The organism is Streptomyces sp. NPDC048182 (genome assembly GCF_043202555.1).
GTDB lineage: Bacteria > Actinomycetota > Actinomycetes > Streptomycetales > Streptomycetaceae > Streptomyces.
The window spans coordinates 120,316-141,926 of sequence record NZ_JBIDAQ010000014.1 but is presented as its reverse complement, the minus strand read 5'-3'; the positions used below and the strand labels follow the sequence as shown (position 1 = coordinate 141,926).

The 21,611-nt window shown below is 71.1% G+C and carries 16 protein-coding genes; 7 read left to right on the top strand and 9 right to left on the bottom strand.

From position 1 onward, the window contains the following. Positions 1-99: 99 nt before the first annotated feature. The 3 genes from ACGFZL_RS25315 to arc all read right to left on the bottom strand — a co-directional run bounded on the left by ACGFZL_RS25315 (position 100) and on the right by arc (position 3,813). Entirely contained in the window at positions 100-318 is a 219-nt protein-coding gene (locus ACGFZL_RS25315) for a ubiquitin-like protein Pup (RefSeq protein ID WP_108011740.1), read from the bottom strand. Between the two features lie 55 nt (positions 319-373). Next, positions 374-1,885, bottom strand: coding sequence for a depupylase/deamidase Dop (gene dop, locus ACGFZL_RS25310; protein ID WP_355172730.1), 1,512 nt, complete (start codon positions 1,883-1,885; stop codon positions 374-376). 161 nt (positions 1,886-2,046) lie between these two features. Beyond that, a complete protein-coding gene (gene arc / locus ACGFZL_RS25305; RefSeq protein ID WP_355172728.1) occupies positions 2,047-3,813 on the bottom strand; it encodes a proteasome ATPase in 1,767 nt (588 codons plus the stop codon). Between the two features lie 252 nt (positions 3,814-4,065). Between arc and ACGFZL_RS25300 the strand changes: the two genes are divergently transcribed. Continuing rightward, positions 4,066-4,365 carry a ferredoxin gene (locus tag ACGFZL_RS25300; RefSeq protein ID WP_393694979.1) on the top strand — a complete coding sequence of 100 codons (300 nt, stop codon included), beginning with the start codon at positions 4,066-4,068 and terminating at the stop codon, positions 4,363-4,365. An 82-nt stretch (positions 4,366-4,447) separates the two neighbouring features. On the opposite strand, the gene ACGFZL_RS25295 is transcribed toward ACGFZL_RS25300, so the two are convergent. The 3 genes from ACGFZL_RS25295 to ACGFZL_RS25285 form a co-directional block, all read right to left on the bottom strand. Beyond that, positions 4,448-5,035 (bottom strand): hypothetical protein, encoded by a 588-nt coding sequence (locus ACGFZL_RS25295; RefSeq protein WP_393694977.1) that lies wholly within the window; start codon positions 5,033-5,035, stop codon positions 4,448-4,450. A 227-nt stretch (positions 5,036-5,262) separates the two neighbouring features. After that, the gene (locus ACGFZL_RS25290) at positions 5,263-6,168 is read right to left on the bottom strand and encodes a tRNA (adenine-N1)-methyltransferase (protein ID WP_393694975.1); all 906 of its coding nucleotides are present in this window, start codon (positions 6,166-6,168) and stop codon (positions 5,263-5,265) included. Positions 6,169-6,224: 56 nt separating this feature from the next. After that, a complete protein-coding gene (locus ACGFZL_RS25285; protein ID WP_393694973.1) occupies positions 6,225-7,850 on the bottom strand; it encodes a site-2 protease family protein in 1,626 nt (541 codons plus the stop codon). A 171-nt stretch (positions 7,851-8,021) separates the two neighbouring features. Between ACGFZL_RS25285 and ACGFZL_RS25280 the strand changes: the two genes are divergently transcribed. Both ACGFZL_RS25280 and ACGFZL_RS25275 read left to right on the top strand, forming a co-directional pair. Continuing rightward, positions 8,022-8,975, top strand: coding sequence for a RecB family exonuclease (locus tag ACGFZL_RS25280; RefSeq protein ID WP_393694971.1), 954 nt, complete (start codon positions 8,022-8,024; stop codon positions 8,973-8,975). A gap of 15 nt (positions 8,976-8,990) precedes the next feature. Further along, positions 8,991-9,662: a response regulator transcription factor gene (locus tag ACGFZL_RS25275; protein ID WP_355172716.1), complete on the top strand. Its 672-nt coding sequence runs from the start codon at positions 8,991-8,993 to the stop codon at positions 9,660-9,662. A gap of 82 nt (positions 9,663-9,744) precedes the next feature. On the opposite strand, the gene ACGFZL_RS25270 is transcribed toward ACGFZL_RS25275, so the two are convergent. From ACGFZL_RS25270 to metH, 3 genes are all read right to left on the bottom strand, one after another. Further along, entirely contained in the window at positions 9,745-11,349 is a 1,605-nt protein-coding gene (locus ACGFZL_RS25270; protein WP_355172714.1) for an ABC transporter substrate-binding protein, read from the bottom strand. Between the two features lie 331 nt (positions 11,350-11,680). After that, positions 11,681-12,382, bottom strand: a complete 702-nt coding sequence (locus ACGFZL_RS25265; RefSeq protein WP_355172712.1) for an HAD family phosphatase — start codon at positions 12,380-12,382, stop codon at positions 11,681-11,683. A 118-nt stretch (positions 12,383-12,500) separates the two neighbouring features. Continuing rightward, positions 12,501-16,016, bottom strand: a complete 3,516-nt coding sequence (metH, locus tag ACGFZL_RS25260) for a methionine synthase (protein WP_393694969.1) — start codon at positions 16,014-16,016, stop codon at positions 12,501-12,503. Between the two features lie 467 nt (positions 16,017-16,483). Between metH and ACGFZL_RS25255 the strand changes: the two genes are divergently transcribed. The 4 genes from ACGFZL_RS25255 to ACGFZL_RS25240 all read left to right on the top strand — a co-directional run bounded on the left by ACGFZL_RS25255 (position 16,484) and on the right by ACGFZL_RS25240 (position 21,581). Further along, positions 16,484-17,248, top strand: coding sequence for an IclR family transcriptional regulator (locus ACGFZL_RS25255; RefSeq protein ID WP_393694967.1), 765 nt, complete (start codon positions 16,484-16,486; stop codon positions 17,246-17,248). Between the two features lie 293 nt (positions 17,249-17,541). Continuing rightward, positions 17,542-18,330, top strand: a complete 789-nt coding sequence (locus tag ACGFZL_RS25250) for an MIP/aquaporin family protein (RefSeq protein WP_355172706.1) — start codon at positions 17,542-17,544, stop codon at positions 18,328-18,330. 74 nt (positions 18,331-18,404) lie between these two features. Continuing rightward, complete coding sequence (gene glpK, locus ACGFZL_RS25245) at positions 18,405-19,943, top strand: glycerol kinase GlpK (protein ID WP_393694965.1); 1,539 nt, start codon at positions 18,405-18,407, stop codon at positions 19,941-19,943. Between the two features lie 21 nt (positions 19,944-19,964). Further along, on the top strand, positions 19,965-21,581 hold the full coding sequence (locus ACGFZL_RS25240) for an FAD-dependent oxidoreductase (protein WP_393694963.1): 1,617 nt from the start codon (positions 19,965-19,967) through the stop codon (positions 21,579-21,581). The last annotated feature ends 30 nt before the right edge of the window (positions 21,582-21,611 follow it).

Below are 21,611 nucleotides of genomic sequence, written 5' to 3'. Positions count from 1 at the left end.
CGCCCGCGGCACGACCTCCTTGCACCGCGAGCAACGCTTCGTCCCCTGACCTTCGCTCACCGACCCCCCGATTCCCGGACCTTAGATTCGAAGGCGAATCTACTGTCCACCCTTCTGAACGAAGGAACGCACGAAATCCTCGGCGTTCTCCTCGAGGACATCGTCGATCTCGTCCAGCACCGAGTCGACATCGTCGCTCAGCTTCTCCTGGCGCTCCTTGAGGTCGTCGGACGCCTGTGCGTCCTGCGCCTGCTCCTCGACCTCCTCCGTGGACCGCGTGGCCTTCTGCTGCCCGCCGCCGGTGTCCTTGGTCGCCATGTCCCTCACCCCGCTCGGTTCGTCGTTGTCCTGATGTGTACCCGCTCGCTGCCGATCACTCCCCGGCCAGCACCCTGACCAGGTCGTCCGCGGTGCGGCAGCGGTCGAGCAGCTCCTTGACGTGGTTGCGCGTGCCGCGGAGCGGTTCCAGGGTCGGTACCCGCTGGAGCGAGTCCCGGCCCGGGAGGTCGAAGATCACCGAGTCCCAGGAGGCCGCCGCGACGTCGTCCGCGTACTGCTCCAGGCAGCGTCCGCGGAAGTACGCCCGGGTGTCCTCGGGGGGCTTGGTGCGGGCCCGCTCGACCTCGTCCTCGTCCAGCAGCCGCTTGATGCGCCCGCGGTCGACGAGGCGGTTGTAGAGGCCCTTGTCGGGTCGTACGTCGGCGTACTGGAGGTCGACCAGGTGGAGCCGGGCGGCGTCCCAGTCGAGGCCGTCGCGGCGCCGGTAGCCCTCCATCAGCTCGCGCTTGGCGACCCAGTCCAGTTCGCCGGCCAGGCTCATGGGGTCGTTCTCGAGCCGGTTGAGGGTGTCCTCCCAGCGGCCGAGGACGTCCTTGGTCTGGTCGTCGGCGTCCGCCCCGTACCGCTCCTCGACGTACTTGCGGGCCAGCTCGTAGTACTCCATCTGGAGCTGCACGGCGGTCAGTGTGCGTCCGCTGCGCAGGGTGACCTGGCGCTTGAGGGTCGGGTCGTGGGAGACCTGGTGGAGGGTGCGTACGGGCTGGTCGACGGCGAGGTCGACCGCGATGAAGCCGTCCTCGATCATGGACAGGACCAGCGAGGTGGTGCCCAGTTTGAGGTAGGTCGAGATCTCGGAGAGGTTGGCGTCGCCGATGATCACGTGCAGCCGGCGGTACTTCTCCGCGTCGGCGTGCGGTTCGTCGCGGGTGTTGATGATGGGCCGCTTGAGGGTGGTCTCCAGGCCGACCTCGACCTCGAAGTAGTCGGCGCGCTGGCTGAGCTGGAAGCCGTGTTCGTGGCCGTCCTGCCCGATGCCGACCCGTCCGGCGCCGGCGAAGACCTGCCGGGAGACGAAGAAGGGGGTCAGGTGGCGCACGATGTCCGAGAAGGCGGTCTCCCGCTTCATCAGGTAGTTCTCGTGGGTGCCGTAGGAGGCGCCCTTGTTGTCGGTGTTGTTCTTGTAGAGGTGGATCGGCTGGGCGCCGGGCAGTTGCGCGGCGCGCTCGGCGGCCTCGGCCATGATCCGTTCGCCGGCCTTGTCCCACAGGACGGCGTCGCGCGGGTTGGTGATCTCGGGCGAGCTGTACTCGGGGTGGGCGTGGTCGACGTAGAGCCGGGCTCCGTTGGTGAGGATGACGTTGGCGAGGCCGATGTCCTCGTCGGTGAGCTGGCTGGAGTCGGCGGCCTCCCGGGTGAGGTCGAAGCCTCGCGCGTCCCGCAGCGGGTTCTCCTCCTCGAAGTCCCAGCGGGCCCGGCGGGCCCGGTGCATCGCCGCCGCGTAGGCGTTGACGATCTGGGACGAGGTGAGCATGGCATTGGCGTTCGGGTGACCGGGGACGGAGATCCCGTACTCCGTCTCGATACCCATCACTCGCCGTACGGTCATGCGGCCCTCCTTGCACTGCGCGACTCGGCGGTATGGAAGAGCCTAGAACGCCTTTGCGCTGGTGGGGAGATCATTTGCGTCATTTGCTGTGCTCCAGCCGTGTCCCCGGAAAGCAGTCGGCTGCGGGTACCCGCTGTGGGGACCCGCAGCCGTCCCGCTTTTTAGAGGTACTGACCGGTGTTGGCCACCGTGTCGATGGAGCGTCCGGTGTCCGCGCCCTGCTTTCCGGTGACGAGGGTGCGGATGTAGACGATCCGCTCGCCCTTCTTTCCGGAGATTCGGGCCCAGTCGTCCGGGTTGGTGGTGTTGGGCAGGTCCTCGTTCTCCTTGAACTCGTCCACGCAGGCCTGGAGGAGGTGGGAGACGCGGAGGCCCTTCTGGTCCTTGTCCAGGAAGTCCTTGATCGCCATCTTCTTGGCGCGGCCCACGATGTTCTCGATCATGGCGCCGGAATTGAAGTCCTTGAAGTAGAGGACTTCCTTGTCGCCGTTGGCGTAGGTGACTTCCAGGAAGCGGTTCTCCTCGGATTCGGCGTACATGTGTTCCACCGCCGTCTGGATCATGCTGGCGACGGTGACCGACTTGTCCTTGCCGTGCTCGGCGAGATCGTCGACGTGCAGCGGGAGGCGTTCGGTGAGGTACTTGCCGAAGATGTCCTTGGCCGCCTCGGCGTCCGGACGCTCGATCTTGATCTTCACGTCGAGCCGGCCGGGTCGCAGGATGGCGGGGTCGATCATGTCCTCGCGGTTGGAGGCGCCGATCACGACCACGTTCTGCAGGCCCTCCACGCCGTCGATCTCGGCGAGCAGCTGCGGGACGATGGTGTTCTCCACGTCCGAGCTGACGCCGGAGCCGCGGGTGCGGAAGAGGGACTCCATCTCGTCGAAGAAGACGATGACGGGGGTGCCCTCGCTGGCCTTCTCCCGGGCCCGCTGGAAGACCAGGCGGATCTGCCGCTCGGTCTCGCCGACGTACTTGTTGAGCAGCTCGGGGCCCTTGATGTTGAGGAAGAAGCTCTTGCCGGCGGCCTGGCCGGTGACCTCGGCGACCTTCTTGGCGAGCGAGTTGGCCACGGCCTTGGCGATGAGGGTCTTACCGCATCCGGGGGGTCCGTAGAGCAGGACGCCCTTGGGCGGGCGCAGCTCGTGCTCCTTGAAGAGGTCGGGGTAGAGGTAGGGGAGCTCGACCGCGTCGCGGATCATCTCGATCTGTCCGCCGAGGCCGCCGATCTGCTCGTAGCCGATGTCGGGGACCTCTTCGAGGACGAGTTCCTCGACCTCGCTCTTGGGGACGATCTCGTAGACGTAGCCGGAGCGGGGTTCGAGCAGGAGGGCGTCGCCGGGGCGGATGGTGATGCCCCGCAGGGGTTCGGCGAGGCGGACCACGCGCTCCTCGTCGGTGTGTCCGAGCACCAGGGCGCGCTCGCCGTCCTCGAGGATCTCCTTGAGGGTGACGATGTCGCCGACGCTCTCGAACTCCATGGCCTCGACCACGTTGAGCGCTTCGTTGAGCATGACTTCCTGGCCGCGGCGCAGGTCGTCCAGCTCGACGCTGGGGCTGACGTTCACCCGGAGCTTGCGGCCGCCGGTGAAGATGTCGGCGGTGCCGTCCTCGTTGGCCTGCAGGAAGACGCCGAAGCCGGCGGGCGGCTGGGCGAGCCGGTCGACCTCTTCCTTGAGGGCCACGATCTGGTCGCGGGCCTCGCGCAGGGTGCCGGCGAGTCGTTCGTTCTGGGCGGACACGCCGGCCAGGTTGGTCTGCAACTCGACGATCCGCTCTTCGAGAATTCTCGTGTGCCGCGGAGAGTCGGCGAGCTTGCGTCGCAGGACGGCGATCTCCTGCTCAAGGTAGGCCATCTGCCCGGCCGGGTCCTCGGACCCGCGTCCCGGGCGGATGCCGCGGTTCATGTCGTCGTCGTGGGCTGCCACGGTCCTCACCTCCTCCATGGGGAGCTGGACGCTTCCAGACCCTACCTGGGTGGGTGTCGATTGAAACCCCTAGATCACAAAGACCGTCGGGGTGTGTCCGATCTTCACCCTTGCGCTCTCCCTCACGCCAGGGGAATACCCACCGATCGTGGTCGGAACCCCGGCGCGGGTAGGGTCGACGTGTTCAACACCCGTCGGAGCTGGCCGGATTCCCGGGCGGCTCGGGGCAGCGGAGGGCAGGAGAGGAGCATCGTGCAGCAGCGGGCCGGGGCCGAGGGTGAGGCGCTGGAGGTCTGGATCGATCAGGACCTGTGTACCGGTGACGGCATCTGCGCGCAGTACGCGCCGGAGGTGTTCGAGCTGGACATCGACGGTCTGGCCTATGTGAAGGGCGCGGGCGACGAGCTGCTGCAGAGCGCGGGCGCGACGGCGCCGGTGCCGTTGCCGCTGTTGCCGGACGTGGTCGACTCGGCGAAGGAGTGTCCCGGGGAGTGCATCCACGTACGGCGGGTTTCGGACAGGGCCGAGGTGTACGGTCCGGACGCAGAGTGACCAAATCGTGATACTTCCTGTACTCTGCGTGACCGCTGTCTGATGGGTCACAGCTGACGGCCCCGGTGTCGGCTCCCTCGTGTCACACGGGCCGCGCCTGCGTGGGCGTGGAGCGGACGAACGCGCCGCCCTTCCACCGCCACTTCGCGTCATCGGTGACGTCGGGGCAGCAACTGGGCACATCCACCGACGAGTAGCCGAGCAGGGTGGCTAGGACGGCGCCGTCGCGCACCGCGAGTGCGGTGACGTTGCGGCGCTCCTCGGGGCCGACGAGGGTGGCCACCACGCGGGGTGTGCTGGCGGACGGGCCCCGGGTGAGGACGTAGACCGCGTCGGGCGGGGTCCCGGTGGGTGCGTCGCAGTGGACGGCCACCACCGTCTCGGGGCGGCCGTCGCCGTCGAGGTCGCCGGCGGCCTTGGTGCGCACGACGGTCTCGACCGGGCCGCACCGCAGTGGGAAGGCGACGTGTGCCGGGTCGGGCGGTGCGGTGTCGGCGGGGGTGCTTCGGGGGCCGGCGGCGGACGCGGGGGGCTGGGCGGCCGTCGCGGCGTCGGGCTGGAGGAGCGCGGACAGCGCGATGACGCCGGCGAGGGCCGTGGCGGTGGCGACCCAGTGGATCGGCCGGGTGTGCGTGTGCGAGAGGTCCGGGGCGGCGGAGGGTGGCTGCACGGGGCGCGTCTCCTGTGAGGGCGGTGCCGGCGGGGGTCTCGGCATCGTGCCACACGTCACAGTGCGGGGGAACGGCGGGGTGGGTACCCGATGCGGTTGCCCGGGGGCAGGCTTCCGCCGTGACTCCAGGGATGGGTGGTCAACGCACCGGCGCCGCGTCGCACTTGCCGGGCGGGTGCCGGAAGTGCGCCACGGCGCCGGGGTGTTGGCGTGGCGGGCGGTGCGGCTCAGCGGCCGGTGGTGCCGCCGTCGGCGTTGGGGCCGGCGTAGTCCTCGCCGTAGGCGCCCTTGGCGGGGCGGCGGCGGCGCATGGGCGGCTCGACGCCGTCGGCGAGGCGGCGGGCGGTGAGCAGGAAGCCGGTGTGGCCGATCATGCGGTGGTCGGGGCGGACGGCGAGGCCCTCGATGTGCCAGTTGCGGATCATCGACTCCCAGGCGGTCGGCTCGTTGAAGGAGCCGATCTCGCGGATGGACTCCACGGTCCGGGCGAGCTGGGTGGTGGTGGCGACGTAGCAGCACAGGATGCCGCCGGGCACCAGGGCCTTGGAGACGGCCTCCAGGCACTCCCAGGGGGCCAGCATGTCCAGGATGACGCGGTCGACGTCGGTGTCGGACAGGTGGTCCTGGAGGTCGCCGACAGTGAGCTGCCAGGCGGGGTGCGGGCCGCCGAAGTAGCGCTCCACGTTCTGCCGGGCGATGTCGGCGAAGTCCTCGCGGCGCTCGTAGGAGTGCAGCATGCCCTGGTCGCCGATGGCGCGCAGCAGGAAGCTGCTGAGCGAGCCGGAGCCGACGCCGGCCTCGACGACGCGGGCGCCGGGGAAGATGTCGGCGAAGGCGAGGATCTGTCCGGCGTCCTTGGGGTAGACGACGGCCGCCCCGCGGGGCATGGACAGGACGTAGTCGGGGAGCAGGGGGCGCAGCGCGAGGTAGGCGACGTTCCCGGTGGTGCGGACGACGCTGCCCTCGGGTGCGCCGATCAGCTCGTCGTGCGGGAAGGAACCCTTGTGGGTGTGGAAGTTCTTCCCGGCCTCGAGCGTGAACGTGTAGTGGCGGCCCTTGGGGTCGGTCAGCTGTACCTGGTCCCCGACCTTGAAGGGCCCGCGCCTGCGGGCGGCACCGGTCGGTTCGGACATGTGACCAGCCTACCGGTCCCGGTGGGCCGCCCCGACCACGCCGGGGCTGCGGGGGCTCAGGAGGGGCGGGCCATCGCCTTGACGAAGGCGCGCTCGACGTCGGCCGCGGAGAGTACGCCGTAGATCTCGCCGGTGTCCTCGATGACCAGGTACTCGGTGGCCGGCGAGGCGCGCAGGGCGTCGAGGAGCTGTTCGCCGGACAGCTCGGCGGAGACGCGCATGCCCTCGGTGAGGTCCTGGGCCAGGCCGCTGACCGGCACCCAGGGGCGGCGGTGCTCGGGTACGCCGACGATGGCGGCCTCGCGGACCAGGGAGACGGGGCCGCCGTCGGCGTCGACGACGACCAGGGCGCGGGCGCCGGAGGCGTTGGCGCGGCGCAGGGCCTCGGAGAGGGGGGTGTCGGCGGCGACGGGGACGGCGCGCCGGGTGAGGGTGCGGGCGCGCAGCTCGGGGAGGTGTTCGCGCAGGCGGGCCATGCGCAGGCTGTTGCCGGCGCCGGTCCAGATGATCGCGGCGAGGATGGCGGCGAGCAGGGCGTCCATGACGGTGTCGGTGCCGATGTTGTCCTCGGCGGCGGGGCCGAGCGCGCCGGACTGGGTCAGCAGGGGCAGGCCGATGAGGACGGTGAGGGCGAGCGCGCGGCCGACCCAGGCGGCGGCGACGGTGCCGCTCATGGGCCGGCCGGTGATCTTCCAGACGACGGCGCGCAGCATCCGGCCGCCGTCCAGGGGGAGGCCGGGGAGGAGGTTGAAGGCGGCCACGAGGAGGTTGGAGATCATCAGGCCGGCGAGCAGTACGCCGGGTACGGTCCCGGGTTCCACGGGCAGCAGGGCGAGGTAGAAGACGCCGGCGAGGACGAGGGAGAGCAGGGGGCCGACGAAGGCCAGCACGAATTCGCGGCCCGGGGACTCCGACTCCTTCTCGATCTCGGAGACGCCGCCGAAGAACTGGAGCTGGATGCGGCGGACGGGAAGCTTGAAGCGGAGGGCGGCGACGGTGTGGGCCAGCTCGTGGACGAGGACGGAGGCGTAGAAGGCGACCGCGAAGAAGAGGGCGACGAGGTAGCGGGCGGCGCCCAGCTCGGGCAGCACGCGGTCGAGCTGGCCGCCGAACACCCAGGTGATCAGGGCGGCGACCAGGAACCAGCTGGGCGCGACGTACACCGGCACCCCGAACGGCCGCCCCATCAGCAGCCCGCCCCCGGGATCCCCGCGCCGTCGCCTGGCCGGGGGCCGGCGGGCGCTGTGCGGGCCGGAGTGGGCGGGGGTCCTGGCCGGCCGGCTGTCCGGCGTCGGGGCGTGCCCGTGCGGCTCGGACGAGGGGGTGTGCCGGGGTTCGGTCTCGCCGGGCTCGGCGGCACCGCTGCCGGGCGGCACGGGCCGGTCGGCGGGCGCGGCGGGTGGGTGGGGCCGAGCGGGGTCGTCCGACGGCGGCTGGGCGTCCGGGGTCGGGGCGGACTGGTGCGGGCCGGGCGGCGGGGCCGGGTCGTTTCCGGACGGGTCCGGGTGAGCCGGGGGTCGGGCGTCCGAGGGCGCGTCGGTCGGGGCCGGCTCGGGGGGCGGGGTCGGGTCGGTTTCGGTTTCGGACGGCGTGGGGTTCTGGTCGGCCGGAGGGTGTGCGTGGGGGTCGGGCGACTGGGCGTCGCCGGGTCGCGGCCGTTCGTTGCCGCCGCTCACGTCCACGGTGTCCCCTCGTTCGTCGCGTCTCCCGCGCCTGCCGGGCGGGTGGGTCTGGTGTCGATGGTATGCGGCGGGCACCGTCGGGCCCGCCCCGGCACCCCAGTGCCTACCCCCGGACCCGCACGTCACAACCGTGACCGGGTCTGTCGGTGGGGGGCCGTAAGGTCTGTGGGCATGGAGACGAGCAGCGAGGGTGTCGCGGAGGACGCCGGTGCGCCGGCGGGGGCGGTGGCGGCGACGGCCGCCGTGCCGAGGCCGGTGGTCGCGATAGCGCCCGCCTCGCTCTCGCCCTCCCGCGCCGGTGACTTCATGCAGTGCCCGCTGCTGTACCGGTTCCGGGTGATCGACCGGCTGCCGGAGAAGCCCAGCGAGGCGGCGACGCGGGGCACCTTGGTGCACGCGGTGCTGGAGCGCCTCTTCGACGCGCCCGCCGGCGAGCGCACCGCCCCACGGGCGAAGGCGCTGGTCCCGGGCCAGTGGGAGCGGCTGCTCGCCGACCGCCCGGAGGTCGGCGAGCTGTTCGCCGACGATCCGGCGGGCGAGCGGCTGGCGGGCTGGCTCACCGAGGCGGAGCGGCTGGTGGAGCGCTGGTTCACGCTGGAGGATCCGAGCCGCCTGGAGCCCGCCGAGCGCGAGCTGTTCGTGGAGACGGAGCTGGACTCGGGGCTGCGGCTGCGCGGCATCATCGACCGCGTCGACGTGGCGCCCACCGGCGAGGTCCGCATCGTCGACTACAAGACGGGCAAGGCCCCGCGCCCCGAGTACGCCGAGGGCGCCCTGTTCCAGATGAAGTTCTACGCGCTGGTGGTGTGGCGGCTGAAGCGGGTCGTCCCGCGCCGCCTGCAGCTGGTCTACCTGGGCAGCGGCGACGTCCTGACCTACGACCCGGTCCCGGCGGACCTGGAGCGGGTGGAGCGCAAGCTGCTGGCGCTGTGGGAGGCGATCCGCCGGGCGACGGAGACCGGCGACTGGCGGCCCCGGCCGACGAAGCTGTGCGGCTGGTGCGACCACCAGGCGCACTGCCCGGAGTTCGGTGGCACTCCCCCGCCCTATCCGCTGCCCCTGGCCACGGTGCCCGACCAGGCGCGGGGCGGCCAGGACGCGCAGGGCACAATGGGGCCGGACTAGCGAAGGAGACTCACCGTGGCCATCCGCGTCCTACTGGTCGACGACCAGCCGCTGCTGCGCACCGGCTTCCGGATGATCCTGGAGGCCGAGCAGGATCTCGCCGTCGTCGGCGAGGCCGGTGACGGCCTCCAGGCTCTCGACCAGGTGCGGGCGCTGCAGCCCGACGTGGTGCTGATGGACATCCGCATGCCGCGGATGGACGGGGTGGAGGCCACCCGGCAGATCACCGGGCCCGACCGCGACGGCCCGGCGAAGGTCCTGGTGCTGACCACCTTCGACCTCGACGAGTACGTGGTGGAGGCGTTGAAGGCGGGCGCCAGCGGCTTCTTGCTGAAGGACGCCCCGGCCAACGAGCTGGTGCAGGCGATCCGGGTGGTGGCGGGCGGCGAGGCGATGCTGGCGCCCAGCATCACCCGCCGGCTGCTCGACAAGTACGCCACGCACCTGCCCTCCGGGGAGGAGCCGGTGCCGGACGCCCTGCACACGCTGACCGAGCGTGAGGTGGAGGTGCTCAAGCTGGTGGCGCGCGGGCTGTCCAACGCGGAGATCGCCGCGGACCTCTTCGTGAGCGAGACGACGGTCAAGACCCATGTGGGGCACGTGCTGACCAAGCTGGGCCTGCGCGACCGGGTGCAGGCGGCGGTGTACGCGTACGAGAGCGGTCTGGTGCGCCCGGGCGCGCAGTGACCGCTCACGACGCCGAAAAGGGCCGGCCCCCTCCCGCTCGGGAGGGGGCCGGCCCTTTCTCCGGTGCGGCCGGGTCGGCGCGTCAGTCGCTCACGCCGCGGCCCAGCTCCCACAGCTGGAGCGTGGAGGAGGAGTTGAGGGCGTAGGCGGTGCCGGTGATGTCGTCGCGGGCGGCGACGTACTGCTTGCCCTGCCACAGCGGGATCATCGGCACGTCGGCGGCGACGATGTCCTGCATCTCGGTGAGGCTGTCCGCGGCGGAGAGCCGGTCGGCCTCGCGCCGGGACTGCGGGATCAGGGTGTTCATGATCTTGGGGTTGGCGTACGGCGAGTTGAGGGTGTTGTCCTTGTCGAGGAACGGCGCGATGAAGTTGTCCGCGTCGGGGAAGTCGGGGAACCAGCCCATGCCGAACACGTCGAACTGGCCCTTCAGCTCGGCCGGGCGGAACTTGTCCCAGGGGGTGCCCTGGATGTCGACGTCGAACAGGCCGCTGTCGTTGAGCTGCTTCTGGATCTGCTCGAACTCGGTCTTGGTGGCCGCGCCGTAGTGGTCGGTCGTGTAGTGCAGGGTCAGCTTCACCGGCTGGTTGACGCCCGCGCCCTTCAGCAGGTTCTTCGCCTTGCTGACGCTGGGGTCGCCGTACTTGTTGAAGAACGAGTTGGAGTGGCCGGTGATGCTGGCCGGGACCAAGGAGTACAGCGGCTCGGCCTGGGAGCCGTAGACCTTGCTGACCAGCTCGCTGCGGTTGATCACCTGGGCCATGGCCTGCCGGACGGCCTTGTCCTTCACGCTCGCGGCGGCCGTGTTGAAGGCCAGGTAGCGGATCTCCAGGCCGGCGACCTCGACGAGCTTGACGTCGGTGTCGGTGGAGTTGGCCAGCTTCTGGACCTGCTCCGGCGTCATGGCGCGGGTCATCAGGTCGATGTCGCCCTTGTCGAGGGCGGTGCCCATGGTGTCGGCGTCGGGGAAGGACTTCAGCTCGACCTCGTCGTTGTTCACCTCGGTGCTCCCCTTGTAATTGGGGTTCTTGGTGAACACGGCCTTGGTCAGTTCGCCGTTCGCGACCTCGGACTTGAGGGTGTACGGGCCGGAGCCGTCCACCTCGAAGCCGTCGCGCAGCTTGTCCTTGGCGTAGTCGTTCGGGCTGACGATGCCGGCGACCGGGGTGGACAGCTTGAACGGGAAGGTGGCGTCGGCGGTCTTGAGGTGGAAGACGACCTCGCGGTCGCCCTGGGTCTCGACCGTGTCGATGCCGGAGAGCAGGGCGAAGACGCCGCTGTCGGCCTTGAGGGACAGCGCCCGCTCGATGGAGAACTTGACGTCCTTGGCGGTGATCGGGTCACCGTTGGCGAACTTCAGGCCGTCGCGCAGGGTGCAGGCGTAGCGCTCGTTGCCGGTGTCGGTGAAGCCGCACTTCTCGGCCGCCTCGGGCACCGGCTCGCCGTCGCCGCGGGGCTGGGTCATCAGGGTCTGCACGGTCTGGCGCAGGATGTTCCAGCTGCCGACGTCGTAGGCGTAGGCCGGGTCGAGGGGCGCCGGAGCGTCCTTCGAGGCGGTGAACCGGTCCGTGGTGCCGACGACGATCGCGTCCCCGCCGCCGCTGCCACCGTCGGACCCGCCGCAGGCGGCGAGCACCGGCGCGAGCAGGCCGACGACGGCCGGCAGCACCAAAGTCTTGCGGTTCATGCTCGAGTTTCTCCAGAGCTGTCGGGTCCGTGTATTCGGCATGCAGGGGTGTCGCAACCGATCACGGGGGTATGGCCGAGGTTCTGGCGACGAGATTAGTCCGCGCCCGCACGCGGGTTCGCGGCCACCGGAGTTGAAAGCTCATCACGGAGCGAAACCGGGCGTGGACACACCGAAAACCCGACAGCGGAAGGATTAGTGCAGCGTTCCATCAAATGGGACACAAGGGTGCTCCGACAACGTTCGCCGAGCGAGCGGCGGCACATCTCCCCGAGAGTGTCGACCCCTCGGGGAGTGGGGAACGTCACATGGCCCGCCGGTGCACGGCGGCCTAGGCGACCGGCGCCATCAGGCCGCGCAGGAAGGGCAGGTCGACCTCTTCGAGGGAGCCGACCACGGTGCGGCGCGGGGCCGGGGTGATGGGGGCGACGGAGGGGACGGCCACGACGTGGCAGCCGGCCGCCTCCGCCGCCGCGACGCCGGTCGCGGTGTCCTCGACGACGGCGCAGCGGGCCGGGTCGGCGCCGAGGCCGGCCGCGGCGGCCAGGTACGGGTCGGGGTAGGGCTTGGTGCGGGGCACCTCGTCGCCGGCGATGGTGAGCGCGAAGTGCCGGGCGCCGAGCGAGGTGAGCACGCGGTCGATGATGCGCCGGTGCGAGGCGGAGACCAGGGCGGTCGGGATGCCGTGCGCGGTCAGCTCCGCGAGGAGGCGGGCGGCGCCCGGCATGAGCGGCAGGTCGCGGCCGATGCGCTCCTCGAAGCCGTCGTTGAGCAGCACGCTCAGCTCGGCGAGCGAGATGTCGGCGCCGGTCGCCTCGATCAGGAAGGCGGCGCTGCGGCTCATCGGGCCGCCGACGACCACGTGGCGCCAGGAGTCGTCCAGGCGGTGGCCGAGGGCGGCGAAGACGCCCACCTCGACGTCCCACCAGAAGCCCTCGGTGTCCACCAGGGTGCCGTCCATGTCGAGGAGTACGGCCTGCAGGGCTGAGCCTTCGGCCGTCTGGGCTGCGAGCGCGGGGACCGTGCTGGTCATCCACGTACCTCCTTCAGGGACGATCAGGCCGGTTCCCACGGGGGAACCGGCCTGCGGTGGACCGACCAGTGTACGTCGTCGGGGTGGCGGACGCCTGGTGTGACCCTGGAGGGGGCTGTCAGCGGGCGTTGAAGTACTTCGCCTCGGGGTGGTGGATGACGATGGCGTCGGTGGACTGCTCGGGGTGCAGCTGGAACTCCTCCGAGAGGTGGACGCCGATCCGCTCGGGCTTCAGCAGGTCGGCGATCTTGGCCCGGTCCTCCAGGTCGGGGCAGGCGCCGTAGCCGAGGGAGAAGCGGGCGCCCCGGTACTTCAGGGCGAACATGTCCTCCATGGCGGCCGGGTCCTCCCCGGCGAAGCCGAGTTCGGAGCGCACACGGGCGTGCCAGTACTCGGCGAGCGCCTCGGCGAGCTGGACGGACAGGCCGTGCAGCTCCAGGTAGTCGCGGTAGGCGTCGGCGGCGAACATCCGGGCGGTCTCCTCGCCGATGCGGGAGCCGACGGTGACGACCTGGAAGCCGACGACGTCCGTCTCCCCCGACTCCTCCGGGCGGAAGAAGTCGGCCAGGCACAGGCGCCGGCCGCGGCGCTGGCGGGGGAAGGTGAAGCGGGTGCGCTCGTTGCCGTCCTCGTCCAGGACGATCAGGTCGTCGTCCTTGGAGACGCACGGGAAGTAGCCGTAGACCACGGCCGCCTCGAGGAGGTTCTCGGTCTGGAGCCGGTCGAGCAGGCCGCGCAGCCGGGGGCGGCCCTCGGTCTCCACCAGCTCCTCGTAGGAGGGGCCCTCGCCGGTGCGGGCCTGCTTGAGGCCCCACTGGCCCTTGAAGAGGGCGCCCTCGTCCAGCCAGGAGGCGTACTCCTTGAGCTGGATGCCCTTGATGACGCGGGTGCCCCGGAACGGCGGCTCGGGGACCGGGTTGGTGGTGGAGACGTCGGAGCGGACGTGGCCCTCCTCGGGCCGCTCCTCGACCTGGACGGCGGCGGGCCGCACCCGGCGCTGCTTCAGCTCGGGCAGCTGGGCGCCGGGCACGCCGCGCTTGACGCCGATCAGGGCGTCCATCAGGCGCAGGCCCTCGAAGGCGTCGCGGGCGTAGCGGACCTCGCCGTCGTAGATCTCGTGCAGGTCCTGCTCGACGTAGGCGCGGGTGAGGGCGGCGCCGCCGAGGATGACGGGGAAGTCGGCGGCCATGCCGCGCTGGTTCAGCTCCTCCAGGTTCTCCTTCATGATCACCGTGGACTTGACCAGCAGCCCCGACATGCCGATGACGTCGGCCTTGTGCTCGGCGGCGGCGTCCAGGATCGCGGAGACCGGCTGCTTGATGCCGAGGTTGACGACGTTGTAGCCGTTGTTGGAGAGGATGATGTCGACGAGGTTCTTGCCGATGTCGTGGACGTCGCCGCGGACGGTGGCGAGCACGATGGTGCCCTTGCCGTCCTCGTCGGTCTTCTCCATGTGCGGCTCCAGGTGGGCCACCGCGGTCTTCATCACCTCGGCGGACTGGAGCACGAACGGCAGCTGCATCTGGCCGGAGCCGAACAGCTCGCCGACCACCTTCATGCCGTCCAGCAGGGTCTCGTTGACGATCCGCAGGGCGGGCCGCTCGGCGAGGGCGGCGTCGAGGTCGGCCTCCAGGCCGTTGCGCTCGCCGTCGATGATGCGGCGCTTGAGGCGCTCGTCCAGCGGCAGCGCGGCCAGTTCCTCGGCCTTGGACGCCTTCAGGGACTTGGCGGTGGCGCCCTCGAACAGCTCCATGAGCTTCTGGAGCGGGTCGTAGCCCTCGCGGCGGCGGTCGTAGACCAGGTCGAGGGCGGTGGTGACCTGCTCCTCGTCGAAGCGGGCGATGGGCAGGATCTTGCTGGCGTGCACGATCGCCGAGTCGAGGCCCGCCTTGACGCACTCGTCCAGGAAGACTGAGTTCAGCAGGATGCGGGCGGCGGGGTTGAGGCCGAAGGAGATGTTGGACAGGCCGAGGGTGGTCTGCACGTCCGGGTGGCGCTTCTTCAGCTCCCGGATGCCCTCGATGGAGGCGATGCCGTCGCCCCGGGACTCCTCCTGGCCGGTGCAGATGGTGAAGGTGAGGCAGTCGACCAGGATGTCCGACTCGTGGATGCCCCAGTTGCCGGTGAGGTCGTCGATCAGCCGCTCGGCGATCTCGACCTTCTTCTCGGCGGTGCGGGCCTGGCCCTCCTCGTCGATGGTCAGCGCGATCAGCGCGGCACCGTGCTCCTGGGCGAGGCGGGTGACCTTGGCGAACCGGGACTCGGGGCCGTCGCCGTCCTCGTAGTTCACCGAGTTGATCACGGCGCGCCCGCCGAGCTTCTCCAGCCCGGCGCGCAGGACGTCGACCTCGGTGGAGTCCAGGACGATCGGCAGGGTGGAGGCGGTGGCGAAGCGGCCGGCCAGCTCCGCCATGTCGGCGACGCCGTCGCGGCCGACGTAGTCCACGCACAGGTCGAGCAGGTGCGCGCCCTCGCGGATCTGGTCGCGGGCCATCTCCACGCAGTCGTCCCAGCGGCCGTCCAGCATGGCCTCGCGGAACTTCTTGGAGCCGTTGGCGTTGGTGCGCTCGCCGATGGCCAGGTAGGAGGTGTCCTGGCGGAAGGGCACGGTCTGGTAGAGCGAGGCGGCGCCGGGCTCGGGGCGCGGGTGTCGCTCGGTGGGGGCGAGGCCGCGGACGCGCTCGACGACCTGGCGCAGGTGCTCGGGGGTGGTGCCGCAGCAGCCGCCGATCAGGGAGAGGCCGTACTCCTGGACGAAGGTCTCCTGGGCGTCGGCCAGCTCGGGTGCGGTCAGCGGGTAGTGGGCGCCGTCCTTGCCGAGGACGGGCAGGCCGGCGTTGGGCATGCAGGACAGCGGGATGCGGGAGTGCCGGGCGAGGTAGCGCAGGTGCTCGCTCATCTCGGCCGGTCCGGTGGCGCAGTTCAGGCCGATCATGTCGATGCCGAGCGGCTCGAGCGCGGTCAGCGCGGCGCCGATCTCGGAGCCGAGCAGCATGGTGCCGGTGGTCTCGACGGTGACGGAGACGATGACCGGGACCTCGGTCAGGCCGAGGGCGTCCAGGGCGCGCCGGGCGCCGAGCACGGACGCCTTGGTCTGGAGCAGGTCCTGCGTGGTCTCGACGAGCAGCGCGTCGGCGCCGCCGGCGACCAGGCCCTCGGCGTTGCGCTGGTAGGCGTCGCGCAGGGTCGTGTAGGGGGCGTGGCCGAGGGTGGGCAGCTTGGTGCCGGGGCCCATGGAGCCGAGCACCCAGCGCTGGCGTCCGTCGCGGGCGGCGAACTCGTCGGCGACCTCGCGGGCGACGCGGGCGCCGGCCTCGGACAGCTCGTGGACGCGCTCGGGGATGTCGTACTCGCCGAGGGCGGAGTGGTTGGCGCCGAAGGTGTTGGTCTCCACGCAGTCGACGCCGGCCGCGAAGTACTCCTCGTGCACCGAGCGCACGATGTCGGGGCGGGTGAGGTTCAGGACCTCGTTGCACCCCTCCAGCTGCTGGAAGTCGTCCAGGGTGGGGTTCTGCGCCTGGAGCATGGTGCCCATCGCCCCGTCGGCGACCACCACGCGGGTGGCGAGGGCCTCGCGCAGGGCGGAGACACGGGTCCGGGTGTCGGCGGACGGGGCGGACGGCGACGAGGCCATGGAGGGGCTCCCTAGGATGCGACGGCTGTCGGCTTTGCGTCGCCGGGTCTCTGCGGGAGCGGACCCGGGATGACGCACGCCGCCAGCGTAGCGGCCATGCTGCCGGGCCGGTCAGCCCGTCCACTACACGGACGGTCGTGGCGCCCTCGAATGGAGCCGACGGGGTGACACGGGGGCGCTCCGCCGGGGGTCGGGTCGTTTCGCCGGGTGCGGGCGCATCGTGGCCGGCCGCGCCGTTCGTCGCGAAGCCTCGGCGCGTTTCTCACGACGTCCGGGCGCATGCCCCCAGGGGCGCGGGGAACTGCGCGACCAGCCCCCACCGGCCCGCACCCGGCGACGTACCCGCGACCACCCCTTTGCTGGACCGGCGTGCGACAGTTGCCCGCCGGCCGATGGCGAGAGGTCGGCATCGGCCGGTACTGTTCGGCATTGCCGAACCACGTCAGGACGGAGGAGGCGGGACGCCCATGGCCCGGAACATCCAGTCGCTGGAACGCGCGGCCGCGATGCTGCGCCTGCTCGCGGGCGGCGAGCGGCGGCTCGGCCTGTCCGACATCGCCTCCTCGCTCGGCCTGGCCAAGGGCACCGCCCACGGCATCCTGCGCACCCTCCAGCACGAGGGCTTCGTCGAGCAGGAGGGCGCCTCGGGGCGCTACCAGCTCGGCGCGGAGCTGCTGCGCCTGGGCACCACCTACCTCGACGTGCACGAGCTGCGCGCCCGCGCCCTGGTGTGGACCGACGACCTGGCCCGCTCCAGCGGGGAGAGCGTCCACCTGGGCGTCCTGCACCAGCAGGGCGTCCTGATCGTGCACCACGTCTTCCGCCCCGACGACAGCCGCCAGGTCCTGGAGATAGGGGCCATGCAGCCGCTGCACTCCACCGCGCTCGGCAAGGTGCTCTCCGCCTACGACCCGGTCGCGCACAGCGAGGCCGTGGAGGCCGACCGCACGGCGTTCACGGACCGCACGATCTGCGACCCGGCCGGCTTCGAGCACGTCCTCGACATCACGCGCGCGCGTGGCTACGCGACGGACGTCGAGGAGACCTGGGAGGGCGTCGCCGCGATCGCCGCCCCGATCCACGACCGTCGCCGGATGCCGGTCGGGGCGGTCGGCACCACGGGCGCCGTGGAACGCCTGTGCCGGGACGGCGAGCTGCGCCCCGAGCTGGTCGCGGCGGTGCGGGACTGCGCCCGCGCGGTCTCCCGGGACCTGGGCGCGGGGCGCTTCTAGCGGCACCGTGCACGCCCTTCCGCCGGGTCGTCGAGGACGCTCCGGTCGCCCACATGCCGTAAATCGGGCATATGATCAGATAGTCCCTCTTCCCTCCCTCGAGACCGGCAACCGAAGGCGATCAATAACGATCGCGCTTTCGACAACAGAGCTCTTGACGCGCGCGTGACGCCGAGGCGAGACTCCCGTCCATCGGTCGGCATTGTCGAACACCTACCGGCAATACGCGTTAGAGTGGGACAACGCCAAGGGCCGCCATCGCTTCCCCTGGACGAAGGACAAAGGAGTCGCGGGTGTCCAGCTCCGACATCTTCATCGGCGAGACCATAGGTACCGCCATACTCATCCTGCTCGGCGGCGGCGTGTGTGCCGCCGTGACGCTCAAGGCCTCGAAGGCGCAGAACGCCGGGTGGGTCGCCATCGCCTTCGGGTGGGGCTTCGCCGTCCTGACGGCGGTGTACATCTCCACGCCGCTCTCCGGCGCCCACCTCAACCCGGCCGTGACCCTGGGCATCGCCATCAAGGACAACGACTGGAGCAACGTCTGGGTCTACTGGGGCGGCCAGGTGCTCGGCGCCATGATCGGCGCGGTCCTGGTCTGGGCCGCGTACCTCGGGCAGTTCCACGCCCACCTCACCGACCCGGAGATCGTCGGCCGGCCCGGCGAGACGCCGGCCAAGTCGGTCGAGGCGGAGGAGAAGGGCGCGGGCCCCGTGCTCGGCATCTTCTCCACCGGCCCGGAGATCCGCAACGCCGTGCAGAACCTCCTCACCGAGATCATCGGCACCTTCGTCCTGATCCTGGCGGTGCTCACCCAGGGCCTGAACGACGAGGGCAACGGGCTCGGCGTCATCGGCGGCCTGATCACCGCGCTCGTCGTGACCGCCATCGGCCTCTCCCTCGGTGGTCCCACGGGCTACGCGATCAACCCGGCCCGTGACCTCGGTCCCCGCATCGTGCACGCCCTGCTCCCGCTGCCCAACAAGGGCGGTTCCGACTGGTCCTACGCCTGGGTCCCGATCGTGGGTCCGCTGCTCGGCGGAGCCGCCGCCGCGGGCATCTACAAGCTCTGGTTCGGCTAGAGCCCCCGCGCGCAGACTCCGTACAGCGCACGCACCGCCGCCCAGCACCCACCACGGAACCCCAGGAGCCCACAGTGACCGACGCCCACACCGCCGGACCCTTCATCGCGGCGATCGACCAGGGCACGACCTCCTCGCGCTGCATCGTCTTCGACCGCGACGGCCGCATCGTCGCCGTCGACCAGAAGGAGCACGAGCAGATCTTCCCCAAGCCCGGCTGGGTCGAGCACGACGCCACCGAGATCTGGACCAACGTCCAGGAGGTCGTCGCCGGCGCGATCGACAAGGCCGGCGTCACCCGCGACGACATCAAGGCCATCGGCATCACCAACCAGCGCGAGACCACGCTGGTCTGGGACAAGAACACCGGTGAGCCCGTCCACAACGCCATCGTCTGGCAGGACACCCGCACCGACGCCCTCTGCCGCGAACTCGGCCGCAACGTCGGCCAGGACCGCTTCCGCCGCGAGACCGGCCTGCCGCTGTCCTCGTACTTCGCCGGCCCCAAGGCCCGCTGGCTGCTCGACAACGTCGAGGGCCTGCGCGAGCGCGCCGACGCCGGCGACCTGCTCTTCGGCACCATGGACACCTGGGTCATCTGGAACCTGACCGGCGGCGCCGACGGCGGCCACCACGTCACCGACGTCACCAACGCCTCGCGCACCATGCTGATGAACCTGCACACCATGGCGTGGGACCCGAAGATCTGCGAGTCCATCGGCGTGCCCCAGCAGATGCTCCCCGAGATCCGCTCCTCCGCCGAGGTCTACGGCGAGATCAAGGGCGGCCGGCTGGGCGAACTGCTCGGCGGCATCCCGGTCGCCTCCGCGCTCGGCGACCAGCAGGCGGCTCTCTTCGGCCAGACCTGCTTCTCCGAGGGCGAGACCAAGTCGACGTACGGCACCGGCACCTTCATGGTGATGAACACCGGTGACAAGCTGATCAACTCCTACAGCGGCCTGCTGACCACGGTCGGCTACAAGATCGGCGACCAGAAGACGGTCTACGCGCTGGAGGGCTCCATCGCGGTCACCGGTTCGCTGGTGCAGTGGATGCGCGACCAGATGGGCCTGATCTCCACCGCCGCCGAGATCGAGACCCTCGCCCTGTCGGTCGAGGACAACGGCGGCGCCTACTTCGTGCCGGCCTTCTCCGGCCTGTTCGCCCCGTACTGGCGCTCCGACGCCCGCGGCGTGATCGCCGGCCTGACCCGGTACGTCACCAAGGCGCACCTGGCGCGCGCCGTCCTGGAGGCCACCGCCTGGCAGACCCGGGAGATCGCGGACGCGATGACCAAGGACTCCGGCGTCGAGCTGTCCACCCTCAAGGTCGACGGCGGCATGACCTCCAACAACCTGCTGATGCAGACCCTCGCCGACTTCGTGGACGCCCCCGTGGTGCGCCCGATGGTCGCCGAGACCACCTGCCTCGGCGCCGCCTACGCCGCCGGCCTCGCCGTCGGCTTCTGGAACAGCACCGACGACCTGCGCGCCAACTGGCGGCGGGCCGCCGAGTGGACGCCCCGCATGGACGCGGAGACGCGTGAGCGGGAGCACAAGAGCTGGCTCAAGGCCGTGCAGCGGACCATGGGCTGGCTCGAGGACGAGAACTGACAGAGGAGCAGTAGAACCGCGATGACCACTCAGTCCACCCTCCAGTCCGTGCCTGCCCTGGGCACGCACCCGGCCTCCGGCTCGAACCCGAGCCGGGCCGAGACCCGGGAGCAGCTCTCCAAGGCGTCGTACGACCTTCTGGTGATCGGCGGCGGCATCCTGGGCATATCCACCGCCTGGCACGCCGCGCAGTCCGGTCTCAGGGTGGCGGTGGTCGACGCCGGCGACTTCGCCGGCGCCACCTCCTCCGCCTCCTCCAAGCTGCTCCACGGCGGTCTGCGCTACCTGCAGACCGGCGCGGTCAAGCTGGTGGCGGAGAACCACTTCGAGCGCCGCGCGGTCTCCCGGCAGGTGGCCCCCCACCTGGCCAACCCGCTCACCTTCTACCTCCCCGTGTACAAGGGCGGCCCGCACGGCGCGGCGAAGCTCGGCGCCGGCGTCTTCGCGTACTCGGCGCTGTCCGCCTTCGGCGACGGCGTCGGCCACCTGCTCTCCCCGGCGAAGGCCGCGCAGGACGTGCCTGAGCTGCGCACCGAGAACCTGAAGGCCGTGGCCGTCTACGGCGACGACCAGATGAACGACGCCCGGATGGCGCTGATGACGGTGCGCGCGGCGGTCGACTCGGGCGCGGTGGTGCTCAACCACGCCGAGGTGACCGGCCTGCGCTTCACGAGCGGCCGGGTGACCGGCGCGGAGCTGCGCGACCGGCTGTCGGGCGAGGAGTTCGGCGTCAACGCGCGCCTGGTGCTCAACGCGACCGGCCCGTGGGTGGACCACCTGCGCCGTCTGGAGGACCCGGGGGCGGCGCCGTCCATCCGGCTGTCCAAGGGCGCGCACCTGGTGCTCAAGCGCACCGCGCCCTGGAAGGCGGCGCTGGCGACGCCGATCGACAAGTACCGCATCACCTTCGCCCTCCCCTGGGAGGACATGCTGCTGCTCGGCACGACCGACGAGGTCTACGAGGGCGACCCGGGGGACGTCGCGGTGAACGAGAAGGACATCGCGCAGATCCTCGACGAGGCCGCCTTCTCGGTACGCGACCAGCAGCTCGACCGGGACCTGATCACCTACGCCTTCGCGGGCCTCAGGGTGCTGCCGGGCGGCCCCGGCGACACGGCGAAGGCCAAGCGGGAGACGGTCGTCACCGAGGGCCCCGGCGGGATGCTGTCGGTGGCCGGCGGCAAGTGGACCACCTTCCGGCACATCGGCCGCACGGTGATGAAGAAGCTGGAGTCGCTGCCCGGCCACCCGCTGGGCGACGACTTCGAACCGATCTCCGAGCTGCCGAAGAAGCTGCCGCTGCCCGGCGTCGCCAACCCGCGCGCGGTGGAGCACCGGCTGCTGTCCGACGCCCCGGCGCCGAACCTGCGGATGGCGGCCGACACCGCGCATCACCTGGCCACCCACTACGGCTCGCTGGCCTTCGACATCGCCCGGCTCGCCAACGAGGACCCGGCGCTCGCCGAGCGCATGCACCCCGACGCCCCGGAGATCTGGGCGCAGGCGGTGTGGGCCCGGGACCACGAGTGGGCCGAGACGGCGGACGACGTGCTGCGCCGCCGTACGACGCTGACGATCCGCGGCCTGGCCACGGACGAGGTCCGCGCCCGGGTGCAGGGCTTGCTCGACGCCCGGTAGGAGTTCCCGCGACCCCCGGCCGGCCCGTCC